At 55.0% G+C, this 15896-nt stretch carries 13 protein-coding genes; 10 read left to right on the forward strand and 3 right to left on the reverse strand.

Features of this window, described 5'->3' with window-relative positions:
* Window positions 1–93 precede the first annotated feature (93 nt).
* The 8 genes from CAP48_RS01485 to mnmE all read left to right on the forward strand — a co-directional run bounded on the left by CAP48_RS01485 (window position 94) and on the right by mnmE (window position 10303).
* Window positions 94–969, forward strand: a complete 876-nt coding sequence (locus tag CAP48_RS01485; protein ID WP_100694240.1) for a hydrolase — start codon at window positions 94–96, stop codon at window positions 967–969.
* 64 nt (window positions 970–1033) lie between these two features.
* Window positions 1034–2572 (forward strand): ABC transporter substrate-binding protein, encoded by a 1539-nt coding sequence (locus CAP48_RS01490; RefSeq protein ID WP_100694241.1) that lies wholly within the window; start codon window positions 1034–1036, stop codon window positions 2570–2572.
* A gap of 67 nt (window positions 2573–2639) precedes the next feature.
* Complete coding sequence (locus CAP48_RS01495; protein ID WP_100694242.1) at window positions 2640–3737, forward strand: C45 family peptidase; 1098 nt, start codon at window positions 2640–2642, stop codon at window positions 3735–3737.
* Between the two features lie 16 nt (window positions 3738–3753).
* The gene (locus CAP48_RS01500) at window positions 3754–4698 is read left to right on the forward strand and encodes an ABC transporter permease (protein WP_100694243.1); all 945 of its coding nucleotides are present in this window, start codon (window positions 3754–3756) and stop codon (window positions 4696–4698) included.
* The gene (locus CAP48_RS01505) at window positions 4695–5516 is read left to right on the forward strand and encodes an ABC transporter permease (protein WP_100694244.1); all 822 of its coding nucleotides are present in this window, start codon (window positions 4695–4697) and stop codon (window positions 5514–5516) included. Before CAP48_RS01500 ends, CAP48_RS01505 begins: the two co-directional genes overlap by 4 nt.
* Window positions 5513–7156, forward strand: a complete 1644-nt coding sequence (locus CAP48_RS01510) for an ABC transporter ATP-binding protein (protein ID WP_100694245.1) — start codon at window positions 5513–5515, stop codon at window positions 7154–7156. The genes CAP48_RS01505 and CAP48_RS01510 overlap by 4 nt, the downstream gene beginning before the upstream one ends.
* Window positions 7157–7343: 187 nt before the next feature.
* The gene (locus CAP48_RS01515) at window positions 7344–8591 is read left to right on the forward strand and encodes an FAD-binding oxidoreductase (RefSeq protein WP_192871281.1); all 1248 of its coding nucleotides are present in this window, start codon (window positions 7344–7346) and stop codon (window positions 8589–8591) included.
* 305 nt (window positions 8592–8896) lie between these two features.
* Window positions 8897–10303, forward strand: coding sequence for a tRNA uridine-5-carboxymethylaminomethyl(34) synthesis GTPase MnmE (gene mnmE, locus CAP48_RS01520; RefSeq protein WP_100694247.1), 1407 nt, complete (start codon window positions 8897–8899; stop codon window positions 10301–10303).
* Between the two features lie 489 nt (window positions 10304–10792).
* On the opposite strand, the gene CAP48_RS01525 is transcribed toward mnmE, so the two are convergent.
* Together CAP48_RS01525 and CAP48_RS01530 are read right to left on the reverse strand one after the other, a co-directional pair.
* Entirely contained in the window at window positions 10793–11431 is a 639-nt protein-coding gene (locus tag CAP48_RS01525; RefSeq protein ID WP_100694248.1) for an FMN-dependent NADH-azoreductase, read from the reverse strand.
* 126 nt (window positions 11432–11557) lie between these two features.
* On the reverse strand, window positions 11558–12067 hold the full coding sequence (locus CAP48_RS01530; RefSeq protein ID WP_100694249.1) for a GNAT family N-acetyltransferase: 510 nt from the start codon (window positions 12065–12067) through the stop codon (window positions 11558–11560).
* Between the two features lie 99 nt (window positions 12068–12166).
* On the opposite strand from CAP48_RS01530, the gene CAP48_RS01535 reads away from it, so the two are divergent.
* Together CAP48_RS01535 and CAP48_RS01540 are read left to right on the forward strand one after the other, a co-directional pair.
* A complete protein-coding gene (locus tag CAP48_RS01535; RefSeq protein ID WP_100694250.1) occupies window positions 12167–13603 on the forward strand; it encodes a PLP-dependent aminotransferase family protein in 1437 nt (478 codons plus the stop codon).
* A 318-nt stretch (window positions 13604–13921) separates the two neighbouring features.
* Window positions 13922–14419: a carboxymuconolactone decarboxylase family protein gene (locus tag CAP48_RS01540; RefSeq protein ID WP_100694251.1), complete on the forward strand. Its 498-nt coding sequence runs from the start codon at window positions 13922–13924 to the stop codon at window positions 14417–14419.
* A gap of 358 nt (window positions 14420–14777) precedes the next feature.
* Here CAP48_RS01540 and CAP48_RS01545 read toward each other — a convergent pair whose 3' ends face one another.
* Complete coding sequence (locus CAP48_RS01545) at window positions 14778–15896, reverse strand: ABC transporter permease (RefSeq protein ID WP_100694252.1); 1119 nt, start codon at window positions 15894–15896, stop codon at window positions 14778–14780.

The following is a 15896-nucleotide window of genomic DNA, read 5'->3' on the forward strand; positions in this document are numbered from 1 at the left end:
GTTGTGTGATTACATTATACCTTGTATGGACGCATTTTTGTGCGTATACTTTGTGCATATAGTTTATGCGCATAAATATGAGGAGCAGTAAATATGTCTGTAGCAACCGCAGAAGCGACCCCGGAATTACGCGGGGAAAATATGTATGATTTGGGGCACACGACGATTTTTTCCTGCCACAAGGATCCTCGTTTCAGCTTCTGTATGTATGTGCCACGCTCGGTTCAGCAGGCCGGTCCGGCGCCTGAACTGGTTGTCGCGGTGCATGGAACCGGGCGAACTATTACAGAATATCGCGATGCTTTCAGCCATTTTGCGCGGTGGAACAATTGCGTCATCTTGTGTCCATTGTTTCCTGTCGGCGTGCAGGGCGATGACAATCGTAATGGCTACAAATATATCAGTGAAGGCGATATTCGATATGATCTGGTGGTGCTCGATATCGTCGAGCAAATCAACCAACGCTACGGCTTCAATTTCAAGGATTTCGGACTTTTCGGATTTTCAGGCGGCGGCCACTTTACTCATCGATTCACGATGCTGCATCCGTCCCGGGTCTGGGCAGCCTCTGTGGGTGCGCCGGGCTCCGTCACGTTGCTGGATCCAAAACAGGACTGGTGGGTCGGTACTGGCAATGTAGCGGAACTGTTCGGCATTGAAATTGACCTGGATGCGCTGGCGCGTGTGCCGGTGCAAATGATTGTTGGTGATGCAGATACTGAAACCTGGGAAATAACGCATAAACCAGGTGGCCGACATTGGATGGAAGGCGCCAATGATGCGGGACGCACGCGTCCCGAGCGCCTGGATACGCTGCGTCGCTCTTTCGAAGCCGCAGGCGTCAAGGTCAGGTTCGATGTCGTGCCAGGCGTTTCCCATCGCTGGGAGGACTGCATCGATCAGATTACTGACTTTTTTTCCGACGTATTGGTGCAGCGCCGCGCATCGGCCCGCGCTCAAATAGGTTGACAACAAATCGGGCCAGAAGTTGTAAGCCTGTCTTTTCTTTCGTGAAAATGGAGCTGTGCATAATATGAAAAAATATCTGCTTTCCCTTTTTTCCCTGGCTGGCTTCTTTGTCGCGGGCGCCAGCGCCCAGACTTTGAATGTCCAGATACCGGCCGATCTACGCAGTTCACAACCTGGCGTCAATCGTGACAGCACGGCTGATATGGTTGTCTCGCACATGGTCGAGGGACTGGTCGCGTTCGATAATGTGGGCACGGTAAAACCGTTACTGGCCGAACGCGTCCAGGAATCCGACGACGGCCTCACTTATACGTTCTTCCTGCGCAAGGGCGTCAAGTTCCATAATGGTGAGCCGTTGACGGCGCAGGACGTTCTGTGGAGCTGGAAACATTATATGGATCCTGATGTGGGCTGGCGCTGCCGGGCCGAATTCAGCGGTCGCAATGGCACCAAGGTCACCGACGTGTCGGCACCGGACGACATGACGGTGAAAGTCGTCATTGACAAGGCCGATCCCATGTTCCTGAGCACACTGGCGCGTCCCGATTGCGGCATGACCGGGATTTTGAACAAGGCCTCGGTCAAGGAAGACGGCAGCTGGGACAAGCCCGTAGGCACCGGACCATTCAAGCTCGGAACCTGGAGCAAAGGGTCCTATGTTGAGCTGCTCAGCTTCAAGGATTACGCAAGCATGGATGGCGCCGCGGATGGCTATGTCGGCAACAAGCAGTCATTGGTCGAACGCGTCAAGTTCCTGGTGGTGCCAGATGCTTCTGCGGCAAAGGCAGCACTGGTGCGTGGTGATCTGGACCTGATTCCGGACATTACCAGTTCCGATTATGAAGAGCTCAAGCAAAATACCAATCTGCAAATATCACATAGTTATACGGCAAGGCGCAATACGCTTCTGATCCAGACTGCCGATCCTTTGATGACAAAGCCGATGCGTCGTGCTATTGCATCTGCAATAGACATCAAATCGCTGGTCGAGATGGTGACCAATGGACTGGGCAAACCGAATAATTCTGTCATTCCCACAGGCACGCCGTCCTATACATCCGTGCAGCAGACAGGCTGGAAGTATGATCTGAATGAAGCCAAAAAATTGCTCCAGGAAGCCGGATATCGGGGACAACAAATCTCCCTGATTACGAACAAGGATTATCCATCCATGTATAACGCGGCCATTCTGACTCAGGCCATGCTGCAGCAGGCGGGCATCAATGTGAAACTGGACGTGATGGATTGGGCGACTCAGCTGGACCGCTATAACTCTGGAAAATACCAAATGATGGCGTTCTCATACTCGCCACGTTTTGACGATGCCTTGCTGTACGAACATTTCATGGGTGACAAAAAGGTCCAGAAACGCAAGGTGTGGGATAACCCCGCCGATCTGGAGCTTCTCGCACAGGCACTGGCTACCGGCGACAGAGCCAAACGACAGCCCTTACTTGACCAATTGCACAAAGACTTTCTGGAAGACGTGCCTATGGTGATGCTCTATAACGGCATTACGATTGATGCGACCTCCAACAACGTGCAAGGTTATACAAGCTGGCCAGGTTCGGCGGCCCGCTTGTGGCAGGTAAGTAAAAAGTAAATACCGCAAGCGCGCAATCATGGCGCTTTATTGAACAAAACCGATCAGCACGTAGTGAGATTGAGATATGCATAACGATAATATATTGCCGTTTGTCAGGATCAGCGGCGGTCCACGTGAAAGAGGGCGCCAGCATGGTGAGCAGGCGAAGGATCGTATCCGGCAAGCGGCAGAGTTTTATGTTGGCTTGCTGGAAAAACGTGATATCAGTCCGGCTCGCCTGCAAACGCTGACACAGGCGTTTCTGCCAGCCATCGAGGCCTTTGACGCCAGTTATGTTGAAGAGATGCGTGGCATTGCCGAAGGCGCAGACGTACCGTTCGAGCACATCGTAGTAATCAACGCCAGGCGTGAATTGCTGATGTACGCCCGTATGCAGCCTGATACACTGGCGCCGGACGGATGCACGGCAGCGGTGGTCTTGCCGGAGATGAGCGCCGACGGGGTGTTGATGCACGGGCAGAACTGGGACTGGCGGGTCGAATGTGCACAGACTTGTATCGTGATGCACATTGTTCGGGATGACGGGCCCGATATCCTGGTATTTACCGAGGCGGGGCAGCTTGCGCGCTCAGGATTCAATGCGGCGGGTATCGCGATTACGGGTAATAACCTTGAATCGGATCGCGCTGGCATGCGCAACGGAATCCCGTTGCCTCTGATTCGGCGCAAGGCGCTGGAAACATCACACTATGCCCATGCCATCCGGGCCGTATATCACAGTCCCAAATCGGTGGCCAACAATATGATGCTCAGCCACTGTGAGGGCGAGGCCATCGATATCGAGTGCGCCCCGGATGAGAGTTTTCTGCTGCATCCTGAAAATGGCCTGTTGATCCATGCCAACCACTGGGAAAGCCAGGTAGCGCTTGTCAAACTGCGGGAGCTGCTGCCCAGCCCCGATTCGGTGTACCGGGGACGGCGCGTCCTGCGGCATCTGACCAAAGATGGCGGGAAAATCGATTTCGAGACGTTCAGGCAGGCCTTCATGGACCGGTTCGGCTACCCCTATGCCGTTTGCCGGCCTCCCCAAAAAGCCACGTCGGGCGATCATTTGAGTGCGACTGCCGCCACTGTGCTGATGCGTCCTGCTGAAGGGGTCATGGAAGTGGCTATTCTGCCGGCAGTCCAGCCAGCCTTTCAGCGGTTTACGCTGTCCGTTTGACATAGGGTAGGACACCATGTTTCGGTTTATATGTGCCCGTGTGGCGATGTCGATTCCCACGCTATTGATTGTCGGCGTCACAGTATTCATGCTGATTCGCCTGATTCCGGGCGACCCTGCAGCGCTTATGCTTGGCGACATGGCCGATCCGGCCAGCCTGGAAGAGTTACACAAGCAATTGGGCCTGGACCGTAGCCTGCCCGAGCAGATGGCGATCTGGTTCGGCAATGTGCTCAGCGGAGACCTGGGCGTCTCCATCTCGACAGGCGAATCGGTCACATCGCTGGTGTTACAGCGGTTTACCATCAGCGCACCGATTGTGTTATGTGCCGTGGTATTTGCCAGCCTGGTTGCTGTGCCCGCCGGGATGATTGCCGCCTGGCGCCAGAACAAACTGACCGACACGGTGCTCGTTAGCACCGCAACGCTTCTGCTTTCGATTCCGACTTTCTGGTTGGGCCTGTTGTTTCTGCTTTTTTTTGGACTTCATCTTGGCTGGTTGCCGGTAGTTGGCTACGTCTCTCCCATGGAAGACTGGCGCGGCGGATTACTGTATCTGATCATGCCGATTACTACCTTGTTCCTGCACGAGATCGGGGTCGTTCTCAGGATGGCGCGGGCCTCGACACTCGATGTCTTGCGGCTTGATTATGTGACTCACGCAAGGGCCAAGGGGTTGTCGGAACGCGTGGTGCTTTGGCGCCACACGTTCAAGAACGCTTTCGGCCCCACCTGGACGCTGATCGGTCTGGTGCTGGGTAATCTGCTGGGTGGCGTGGCGGTGGTCGAGACGGTGTTCACCATCCCCGGACTGGGACGCCTACTGGTTGATGCGATTTTCGCGCGCGACTATCCAGTGATCCAAGGCTGTATGTTGTTCATTGCCCTGATCTACGTTCTGGTCAACCTTCTGGTCGATCTGTGTTACCCCATTTTCGATCCGCGAGTTACCGTGTCATGAAATTAAACGCCAACACCAATCTATTGCTCGGTTCCCTGCTTTGCGGAACGATTCTGGTGGCCGCCCTGCTGGGTGCGGTCTGGACTCCGTTTGATCCTATGACGCCCGATTTCGCCCATCGACTGCATGCCCCGGACAGCACTTACTGGCTGGGCACCGATGAGTTCGGTCGCGACACATTCAGTCGTATCCTGTATGGCGCGACCACCAGTGTTGGCATCAGTTTCATGACCGTATTGATCGCCATGGTCGCAGGAACCGTGCTCGGGCTAATTGCCGGTTACATGCGGGGATGGGTCGATCGCATCATGATGTGTTTTACCGACGCCTTGCTCGCATTTCCGGGTATCTTGCTGGCACTGGGTCTGCTGGCGGTCGTGGGCGCCAACAAATACGGGATTATCGTGGCACTGGGTATTGCCTACCTGCCTTCGGTTCTGCGGCTGGTGCGCGGCAGCGTGCTGCCCTTGCGGGAAAGGGAATTCGTCCACGCGTCCCGCATTATGGGTAACTCCGAAATTTTCATCCTGTTTCGCCATATTCTGCCCAACTGCTTTGGTCCCATGATGGTGCTGGCCACATCAATGTTTGGCTGGGTACTGCTGGCCGAAAGCTCGTTAAGTTTCCTGGGATTGGGTGTGCCACCGCCGGCGCCTACCTGGGGCAATATGCTGGCCGGGAGCCGCCCGTTTATGATGCAAGCCGCCTGGCTAGGCATCTTTCCTGGCGTGTGTATATCCTTGACCTTACTTGGTATTAATTTGCTGGGCGATGCATTGCAGGACAAGCTTGATCCATACTCTAAGGGGAAATCATGAACGCGGCGCCGCTTTTGGAGGTGAATCACCTGCAGCTTGAAACCCGTCATGGTGCGAAACGGGTGGTTGACGATATTGGTTTTTCTATGATGCGCGGCCAGATTGTCGGCATCGTTGGCGAATCGGGCTCGGGCAAGAGCATGACGGCGCGTGCCATCATGCGCCTGGAGCCGCCGGCAATCCAGCGGATTGCGGGTCGCATACTGTTTGATGGCCACGACGTGACGACGATGCCGCCAAAACAATTGCGTCAGATGCGCGGTGCCAAGGTGGGAATGGTATTTCAGGAACCCATGACGTCGCTGAATCCATCCATGACCATTGGCCGTCAACTGGACGAAGGGCTGGCGCTTCACAGCGACTATACAGCCGCCAGACGCCATGAACTGACATTGCAGATGCTCACGCGCATCGGAATCCAGGATCCCGAAAAATCACTCACGGCCTATCCGCATCATTTCTCCGGAGGCATGCGACAGCGCATCATGCTGGCGGCTGTCATGCTGGTCAGACCGGCACTGCTGATCGCAGACGAACCGACCACCGCACTGGATGCGATTGTTCAGCGTGATGTTCTGGAATTGATGGTCGAGCTCACGCGCGAGCAACAGACAGCAGTCTTGCTGATCAGCCATGACTTGCCCATGGTTGCCCGCTACACCGACAAGATCATTGTGATGGAACGGGGCCGCATCGTTGAACAGGGTTCCACTGCCGAGATTATCGCCACGCCGAAGCACCCTTACACCCGAAAACTGCTGTCTTCCCTGCCTAGCCGCGTCCCGGCCAGGCAGATTGACCGGGGCCTGACGCCCATCGTAAAGGCAAAGCAAATCGTGGTCGATTATCCCGGTCGCGGCGCTCTATTCAGAAAAAATCCGAGTGTCAGGGCCTTGCACGGGATTGATCTGGAGATTCATCCTCGCGAGGTACTGGCACTGGTTGGCGGTTCCGGATCCGGCAAAACGACATTGGGCTGGACCATTGCAGGCCTGCTCAAAAAAACCAGTGGTCAGCTCGCATTTGACGGTGATCCTGTTGATCGGGCCAGTGCAACCTGGCAGCGCTACCGACACGATTGCCAGATGGTATTTCAGGATCCCTATTCTTCGCTGGATCCAAGAATGACGGTGCGCAAGCTGCTCGAAGAGTCGTTGCGTACTATGCCAGACATGAATGATCGAGCCAGAAACCGGCGGATTGACGAGGTGCTGGAAGAGGTTGGCCTGCCTGCCCGGGAATATGCCGATCGCTATCCGAATGCACTATCGGGCGGACAGCGACAACGAATCGCCATTGCGCGTGCATTGTCCAGACGGCCAAAATTTGTGATTGCCGACGAACCGGTGTCAGCACTGGACGTGACCGTGCGTGCCCAGATACTGAGCCTGTTTTCGGAACTGCAAAAGCATTACGGCTTCTCTTGCCTGTTTATCAGCCATGACCTGGCTGTCGTGGAGCAGGTTGCCGATCGCGTAGCCGTGATGCAAAAAGGAAGGATTGTTGAGCAAGGCAGTCGCGACGACATCTTTGACGCTCCCAGGCACGCCTATACGCGTGAGTTGCTGTCAGCAATTCCACTGCTGGAAATTACGCCCGCCGGCGGTGTAAAAACACGATGGAGATTCCAGGCCGATTGACCGCACAACGAAGACGGGACGATGCCCGGTGACCCGGGTCGTCAGAACGCGGTATCGTCGCGGTATGTTAATAGCAACTGCAATTGCACGAGGAATAAAGATTTCAGGAAATGATGATGACAATAACCCGCAAACTCAGAACCTGCCCGATCCACTATCGCTCGCAAGCGGGCAGGGAGCAGCACGTTTGAAAGCGGATGTCGTTGTACTAGGCGCCGGCATTGTCGGCGTGTCTATTGCCCTGCATCTGCAGGCCAGGGGGCGCGATGTTGTGCTGCTGGACAGGCGCGAGCCGGGTATGGAAACGAGCTTTGGCAACGCCGGTCTGATAGAGCGATCCAGTGTTATACCGTATGCGTTTCCACGGGATATCCGTCTGCTGCTGTCCTATGCTTTTAACCGGAGGACCGAAGTTCGCTATCAGCCGCTATTTCTGCCGCAAATTGCAGCATGGCTTGCACGTTACTGGTGGCATTCGTCGCCGCAACGGCTTGCACAGGCTGCAGCGCATATGTTGCCCTTGATTGAACGCAGTGTCGTGGAGCACGACGAACTGGCACAAGTTGCGCAAGTGGATCATCTGTTTCGTCGTACCGGCTGGATCGAGTGCCTGCGCAGCCCGGCGTGGCTCGCGCGAGCGCAAGCGGACGCCGACAAACTGAAACCCTATGGCTTGCGTTATCGCGTGCTTGACCAGCAAGATCTGGCGGCTCAAGAGCCGCATCTGAAGCCGATCATGGCCGGCGCGATTCACTGGCTGGATCCGGTAACGGTCAGCGATCCCGGCGCCGTGGTCAGCGGTTATGCGGCGCTTTTCGTACAGCGCGGTGGCCGATTGCTGCGGGGCGATGCGCTCACGCTTGCCAAACGTGAGACGTCTTGGACTGTCGACACGGAAGCCGGCCAATTGCAGGCGCGTGAGGCTGTCATTGCATTGGGTCCGTGGTCGGGCGATTTGCTCAAACCATTGGGATATCGAGTCCCGGTTGCGGTAAAGCGAGGCTACCATCAGCACTTCAAGGCGCACGATAGCGCTACGCTGACGCATCCTGTTGTCGATGTGGAAAACGGCTTTGTGTTATCTCCAATGACAAACGGCATTCGATTGACGACCGGTGTCGAGCTTGCACGCAGGGATGGACGCGCCTCTCCGGTACAAATGACAAAAGCTCGGATCCAGGCAGCACAGATGCTCAATCTTGGAGAGCCGGTCGAAAAGACGCCCTGGATGGGCGCCAGACCCTGTCTTCCAGATATGCTGCCTGTCATTGGGGCGGCATATCGCCATCGTGGTTTGTGGATGGCTTTTGGCCATGCCCATCATGGATTTACGCTAGGGCCTGTGACTGGCAAACTGGTGGCAGATTTGATGACTGGTCAAGATCCGGGATTTGACGCAGCGCCCTATGATGTAAAGCGGTTCGGGCGCGCGTGACAGCGCTGTAGGGTAGGGCGCACGACACAGACCAGAATACAGGCGAAAAAAATGCCCGCACAACGTGCGGGCAAGTGGCTGAGATTTAATTCTATCACTATTTACAGAAAAGTCTATGGTTCGCAGGTATAAACCTGTTTCAGAGGTGAAAGCCGCCCATTGCCGGGATGAGAATGAACCGCTGATCGCCTATTACCTTTGCAAGGCATTTTTCTTTGCCCAACATGCCTGATTTGCCCGCCAGGTTTGAGGATCGGCCCTTCAAATAACCGATATAATAGGCCAACTTCACTGATATTTCGCCTATGTCTGCACCTGCCAACGATCCTATTGCCGCTATCGCAACCGCGCCAGGACGCGGCGGTATAGGCGTCATCCGTATTTCAGGACCCGATTTGACCGGGCTGATCTCGCAACTATTTGGGCGCGAGCTGGCGGCGCGCCATGCCTATTTTCTGCCATTTCGCGACAGCAAAGGCGAGCCCATTGACGAAGGCATCGCCCTGTATTTCCGTGCCCCGCATTCCTATACCGGCGAGGATGTGCTGGAATTGCAAGGGCACGGTGGTCCGGCGGTTTTGAAACGCATACTCGATCGTTGCCTGCAGGTGGGCGCGTCGCTGCGCATGCGCCACGCCGAGCCCGGCGAATTTACGCAGCGCGCTTTTCTGAACAACCGCCTGGATCTGGCACAGGCCGAAGCCGTGGCCGACCTGATTGACGCTTCCTCAGAGGCTGCAGCGCGCAGCGCCATGGCTTCTTTGAGCGGTTCCTTTTCTGCACAGGTCAACAGTCTGGCGGATCAAATCATTCATTTGCGCATGTTGGTAGAGGCGACGCTCGACTTTCCCGAAGAAGAAATCGAATTTCTGGAAAAATACCAGGCGCGCGAAACCCTGGGCGGTATTATTGGCGACATGGCAGAACTGGTGCGGCAGGCGCGCCAGGGCATGATTCTGCGCGAAGGCTTGCACGTTGTGCTGGCGGGCCAGCCGAATGTCGGCAAATCCAGCCTGCTGAATACCCTGGCAGGCGACGATATAGCCATTGTCACGCCGATTGCCGGCACCACGCGCGACAAGGTCACGCAGCAGATCCATATTGAAGGCGTGCCCATCCATATTGTCGATACGGCAGGCCTTCGCGACACTGACGACACCGTGGAAAGTATTGGCATCGCGCGCAGTTGGGCAGAGATAGAAAAGGCAAATGTGATTATTCACCTGCAGGATGCGCGCACACCAAACGACGAATTGGATGTCGGTATTACACGCAGGCTGCCGCAACGCACCCCTGTGCTGGAAGTCTTCAATAAGATCGACCTGCTTGATGACGCGGCGCTAAAAGCGCTGATAGCCCGTCCTTCAGCAAATGGCAACACAGCCAGTACACACGAAGTTTCGCGTATTCTGATCTCTGCCGTCCATGAAACCGGCCTGGACGTGCTGCGCAGCAAACTGCTACAGATTGCCGGCTGGAACCCGGGTGCCGAATCACCCTGGCTGGCACGCGAGCGGCATCTGCAAGCGCTGCAAAATGCCGCGCAACATTTGCTTAATGCCAAGGAGCATGCGGCACAAAACGACCGTGTGCTGGATCTGTTCGCCGAGGAATTGCGGCTGGCGCATGAGTCGCTGTGGAGTATTACGGGCCAATTTTCCAGCGATGATTTGCTGGGTGAAATCTTTTCGAATTTTTGTATTGGGAAGTAAGGTGGGGTCGATGGGAATTCATCGACGTCTGCTGATTTGGCAAGAATCCTCGAAAAATAATAAAAGGGATCTCTGTTTACTGGCGAATTTGGAGATACAGACTATGTCACCCACTTATGACGCGCAGGCTTGGTTCCAAGTAGGTGGCCTTTTCTTTTCTGGATAAGGCCGTTGTTCCTTGGACGTCGCCTTCATGTCTTTTCCTTTGCGACGGACATTGATGACAAGCAACCTAAATCCCTGACAGAGCCGGCTGCGCTCAAGAGCACCAGCGGGGGAGAGGCATGAATGCGCCCTAACGGCCGATGATCCAGCGCTATTGGCTGACATCAAGCAGCGAGCCCGAGTTCTACGAGACTGGCGATGCACGTCCGAATGATTGGGATGTATCCCAAGACGATTCAATCCAGTCATGAGATGACTCCATGGGCGGTCATAAGAATCTCGGCCTTGCGTATGGCGAGCGCAAGTTAATCTTCATTACTGTCTTCATGCCACTCTAGATGCGGCTATGGTAGTGTCGATATTGGTGGCCTGATCGTGCGCAGCCTGCCGTTGTGCTTTAACGATATTTATCTCCAGCGCCATTCCCTGCGCTGAAAAAAATCGCAGATCGTGCAATCCGATCGTTGCCAGAATGGCTTTCAGATAGGGCGTCAGAAAATCCGGCTGGCGGCTGCGGTCGCTGCCAAAAAATCCGCCGGATGCAATCGCAATATATACCGGCTTGCTCTTCAACGTACCCACTTTTCCAGCTGGCGTGATAGTGAAACTGCGATTGATGCGCACCACAAGGTCTATCCAGGTCTTGAGCGAGGCAGGGACTGTAAAGTTGTGCATCGGCGTGCCAATGACAACCAGATCAGCTTCTTCAAGTTCGCATATCAGTCTTTCTGATTCTTCCATCGATCCTTCAGATGACGAACGCTCGCCGTTGTTGCCGGCGGCATTGGCCAGTGCGTTGGCATAGTCGGCGTCGATGGCGGATGCGGCGTGCAAGCGCCAATCGCGCCGGATGATGCGGCTTACCAGGTGCTGGCTGCAGAGCCGATCCACAATGGCCTGGGATAGCTGAGTGCTTTCCGATTCTTCGCCACGCGGGCTGAACGTTAAATGCAATAATTTCATAAGCGTTCCGTGTTCGATGCTTGTTAAACAGATGGCTTGGAAGATAGTAATAATAAATCGTTATCACAATTGTGATTATTGTAATCCAGAGCTATTTTCTTCATGAGACATATAGACCGAAATGACTTAGCCGACGGCCGATAGCGCCATGCCAAAATGCATGCCGGTGCTCAACAAACCCTGGCGGAAATAAAATCGCTGTGCAAGCGAATTGGCCAGGCCGGTATCAAGAACAAGACGAGCACACCCCGCATCAATGCCTATGGTCTGCAGCGCGTGCAGCAGCCTAGCGCCACAGCGCTGGCCTCTGGCTGTGTCCAGGGTAACCAGGTCGTCGACATACAGAAATGGACCGTAGATGAGGTTTTCCTGCATGCGATAGCCTGCAAGCGCAATCACATCTGTGTTATCCCAGATGGCAAGCATGCGGTAGCCATTTTGCTGCATCCGTTGCACGCGTTCAAGCATATCTTGCGCATCTGTCAGATGTGGACGCAATTGTTGTACGACAGTAAAGGCCGCAAGAATCTGGTTTTCGTTTTCCAAGTGCGCCAAGCGGGTGGTATCCAATTTGCCAGGCGTCTCAGTGGTGTCCGACTTCGGGTTAGCGACGGTGCTTTGAACTGCTTGTGTCATTTACGAATTCCTTTTCAAATGTGATAGATGTCTTGGAAGGAATCGTAATACTGTTATGCCATAATCTAAAGAGCCAAGAATTAAAATACGGACTAGTCCATGAATCAGACACAGCGCTATGGTTTATCGTCCCTGGATCCTCAGGCCAGTATGCCTTTGTACCAGCAGATTTATCTGCGTTTGCGCAATGCCATCGCAGATGGATTGATATCGCCGGGCCAGCGGATCCCTGCGGCGCGTGCGCTGGCAAAAGAATTGGGCCTGGCGCGTGGCACGATTGAGTCTGCCTATAGTTTGCTGGCCTCTGAAGGTTATGTGCAGGCGCGCGGGCAGGCCGGAACGGTGGTCATGCCCGGGCTCGAACATCTTGGCGGCACACCGTTGCCTGGCAAGCCAGTTTCTATATCGCTGGCCGCCCTGCCACAGTATCCACCAATTGCGCCATTTCAGATGGGACTGCCAGCGCTGGACGCCTTTCCGCGCAAAATCTGGGCCCGTCTGGCCGCTCGCTGTGCACGTAGCACGCAGACAGAGGACATGGTTTATCCATCCTTAGGCGGCGCCACAACACTACGCGAGGCCATTGCCGGCTATCTGCGAGTGTCGCGCGGCATCGATTGCGTTCCGCAACAAGTATTTATTACCTCGGGATATCGGGATACCATCGATCTGGTCTCGCGCACGTTGCTGGTGGCGGGGGACAAGGCGTGGGTCGAAGATCCGGGTTATGGACCGACAAAAGATTTACTCAGAAATGCGGGCATCTCGCTGGTCCCGGTCCCTGTTGATGATGAAGGTATCTGTGTAGAACGCGGTAAACAGCTTGCGGCCGATGCCCGTCTGGCAGTGGTCACGCCTGCGCACCAGAGCCCCTTGAGTGTGTCGCTATCGCTGGCGCGGCGCCTGGCCTTGCTGGACTGGGCCGCGCAAAATGATGCCTGGATTATCGAAGATGATTATGACGGCGAGTACCGTTATCTGAGTCGCCCATTGCCCGCGCTCAAAAGCCTGGATGGCGAGGGCAGGGTGATTTATTCGGGCACATTCAGCAAGGTCATGTTTCCCGGTCTTCGTCTGGCTTACTGTGTTGTCCCGCAAGGATTGGTGACGCGGTTTGACAACGCAGTGCAGATACTGGGAAGCGGCGCACCGGCATTGGTGCAGGCGATTGTTACTGCCTTCATGAAAGAGGGCCATTTCAGTCGGCATATTCAACGTATGCGCCGCTTGTATGCAGAGCGCCGTGAAGTGGTGGCCGCCGGTTTAATGGACGTATTGGGAGATCAATTGCGCGTGGAGCTGCAGCCGGGCGGCATGCACCTGATTCTGCGCCCACGGGACAGTGCGGGTATGCACGACGTGGCGATTGCGCAGAGCATTTGCGAGCAGGGCATGTTTGCGCATGGTCTTTCGGGCTGGTATTTGCAGCCGCCTGTCACGCATGGCCTGATCGTGAGTTTCACTAATGTCGCCTCGCGCGACGCGGCTCGCCAATTGGGTGAACGTATTCTGCCGTTGTTGCGGGCAGGCTTGTGAATCATAGGTGGTTCAGGACAAATCCGTTTGCTGGGCTCGACACGGCTTGTGGCGGATATTGGTTCGTTTGAGCGTGCCAAGGTATCGGCATGGAGTGCAGCCGGCTGATCGGTCATGGCCTATAGCAAATCATCAATCTTGGCCCTTTTGGCTGGCCGCTTGCTGTTTTACTATGCATCCATAGTGGTCAAGGCATGAATTACAGGCAACGTTAGCGGCGCCACGCCGATTATGCCGAATGCCATGGTCAGCTCAGATGGACATACCATTTGCCAATTCTGTATATATCAACTGTCATACTCATTCTCGGAGTTCACAATGCAAGCCCGTTACGATTTTCCCAAAACCGCTCCTGCTGTTTACAAAGCCATGTGCGCGCTGGAAAGCGCCGTCATGCAAAATCCTGATCTGGATAAATCGCTCATTCATTTGATTAAAATTCGCGCCTCCCAGCTCAACGGCTGCACATTCTGCGTCAATATGCACTTGCAGGAAGCGCGCGCGGATGGGCTCAATTCGCAACAATTGGATTTGCTGTGCGTCTGGCGCGAAGCGCAGGTTTTCAGTCCGAAAGAGCTTGCGGTTATTGCCTGGGCCGAAGCGATTACGCTTGTCTCGCAAACGGGTGCTCCCGACGAAAACTACAATGCCATGCGTGAGTTTTTTACCGAGGCACAAATTGCCGGCTATACACTGGCGCTGGTGGCAATCAATGGCTGGAATCGCCTGGTGCTGACCGCCAGAACTGTGCATCCGGTGGATGCCACTGCCGCTGAAAGTACGGACGCAACTGCTGCTGCCGTGGCAACTGCCTGATTGCGAACCGCCTGCATTGAGTATCATCAATAGCAGGATGTTATTGGCGTGGATCAGCGATGGCTGGCCACGCCATTCTTATTGCCACTTAACGGCTTGCGGTCACTCGTTTCGGATAAACGGTCTCGGATAAACGGCTTCCGGCCGGCGGTGTCAGCGCAGCGATTTCCAGTCAACAATTTTCAGTCAGCGCCTGAAAAATTCTGGAAAGGTCCGCGTGGCGGCAGCCACCGCTTATCAGGTTCACGATGCCCATTTCAAGGTGCAGTTTTCAGACTATCAGCATGCACCATCAAGAGCGCGCCATTGCCGGATAGCCGGCTGACAGTGGGTGGTGTGCTCGCGTTCATTATCCTGCTTACAGCTTATTGCGAAATAGCCACGCGGCAAGCGGCATGGTCACCAGTGTGATTGCCACAAATGGAATAAAGTCATGCCACAACAGTGTCAGTGGAGCGCCTTCCAGATAAATTCTTCGCACCAGGTCTATGGCAAAACGAAGCGGATTGGCATATGTGGCCATTTGCATGAAATGCGGCATATTGCTAATCGGCGTCGCCAGTCCCGACAGCAGAGTCAGTGGCATGATCAGTACAAACGTGTAAAGCATAGCCTGTTGCATATTCGCAGACAAGGCTGAGATCGACAGGCCTATCCCGACGATGGTGATCATGAACATCAGCATAGCCAGAAAAAGCGCCCAAAAACTGCCGGCCATGGGAATATCAAACCAGTATAGTGAAATCGTCAGCACCAGCATCGCTTGCGAGAGTCCGATGGCAATGGACGGCAGCGCCTTGCCGATCATGATCTGCAGCGGGGTATACGGAGTGACTAGCAATTGATCGAACGTGCCTTGCTCGCGCTCTCGCGCCACGGAAAGTGCCGCCAGCATAATGGTCTGTATCATGCTGAGTGAGGCGATTAGCGCCGGCACAATATTCCAGCGTGACTCCAGATTCGGGTTGTACCAGGCGCGTGACATGACAGTCACTGCCGGCTTGGCCTGGTCGTGCCCGTCGCGCTGGTTATACGCCGATATGATGGCCTGCAACTGCCCGGCCGCAGTTCCCGCTGTCGTTGAGTTACGGCCATCCAGAATGACCTGCAAAGGTGTGGTATGGCCGGCCGACAGCAGGCGTTCGAAGTCAGGACTGAAATGCACCACCAGCAGGGCTGAACCGGTATCGATCACATCTGAAATCTGGCTGGCAGAATCAAGTGTCGCTACCCGATGGAAAACCCCGGTACCGTCAAAACGTGCAATCAACTCCGTTGATGCACCACCGCGGCTTTCATCCAGCACGGCATAGGGAACGTTGGTCAGATCGAAATTGGCAGCATAGCCAAACAGCAGACTTTGCAGGATGGGCGGCACGATCAGAATGACCCGATTGGCCGGATCCTTGAGCACTGCAACGAATTCCTTTTGGCAGAGATTGGCCAAGCGTAGCAGATAGTAAAAAAAGGCCAGCAT

This window comes from Advenella sp. S44, assembly GCF_002810445.1.
Classification (GTDB): domain Bacteria; phylum Pseudomonadota; class Gammaproteobacteria; order Burkholderiales; family Burkholderiaceae_B; genus Advenella.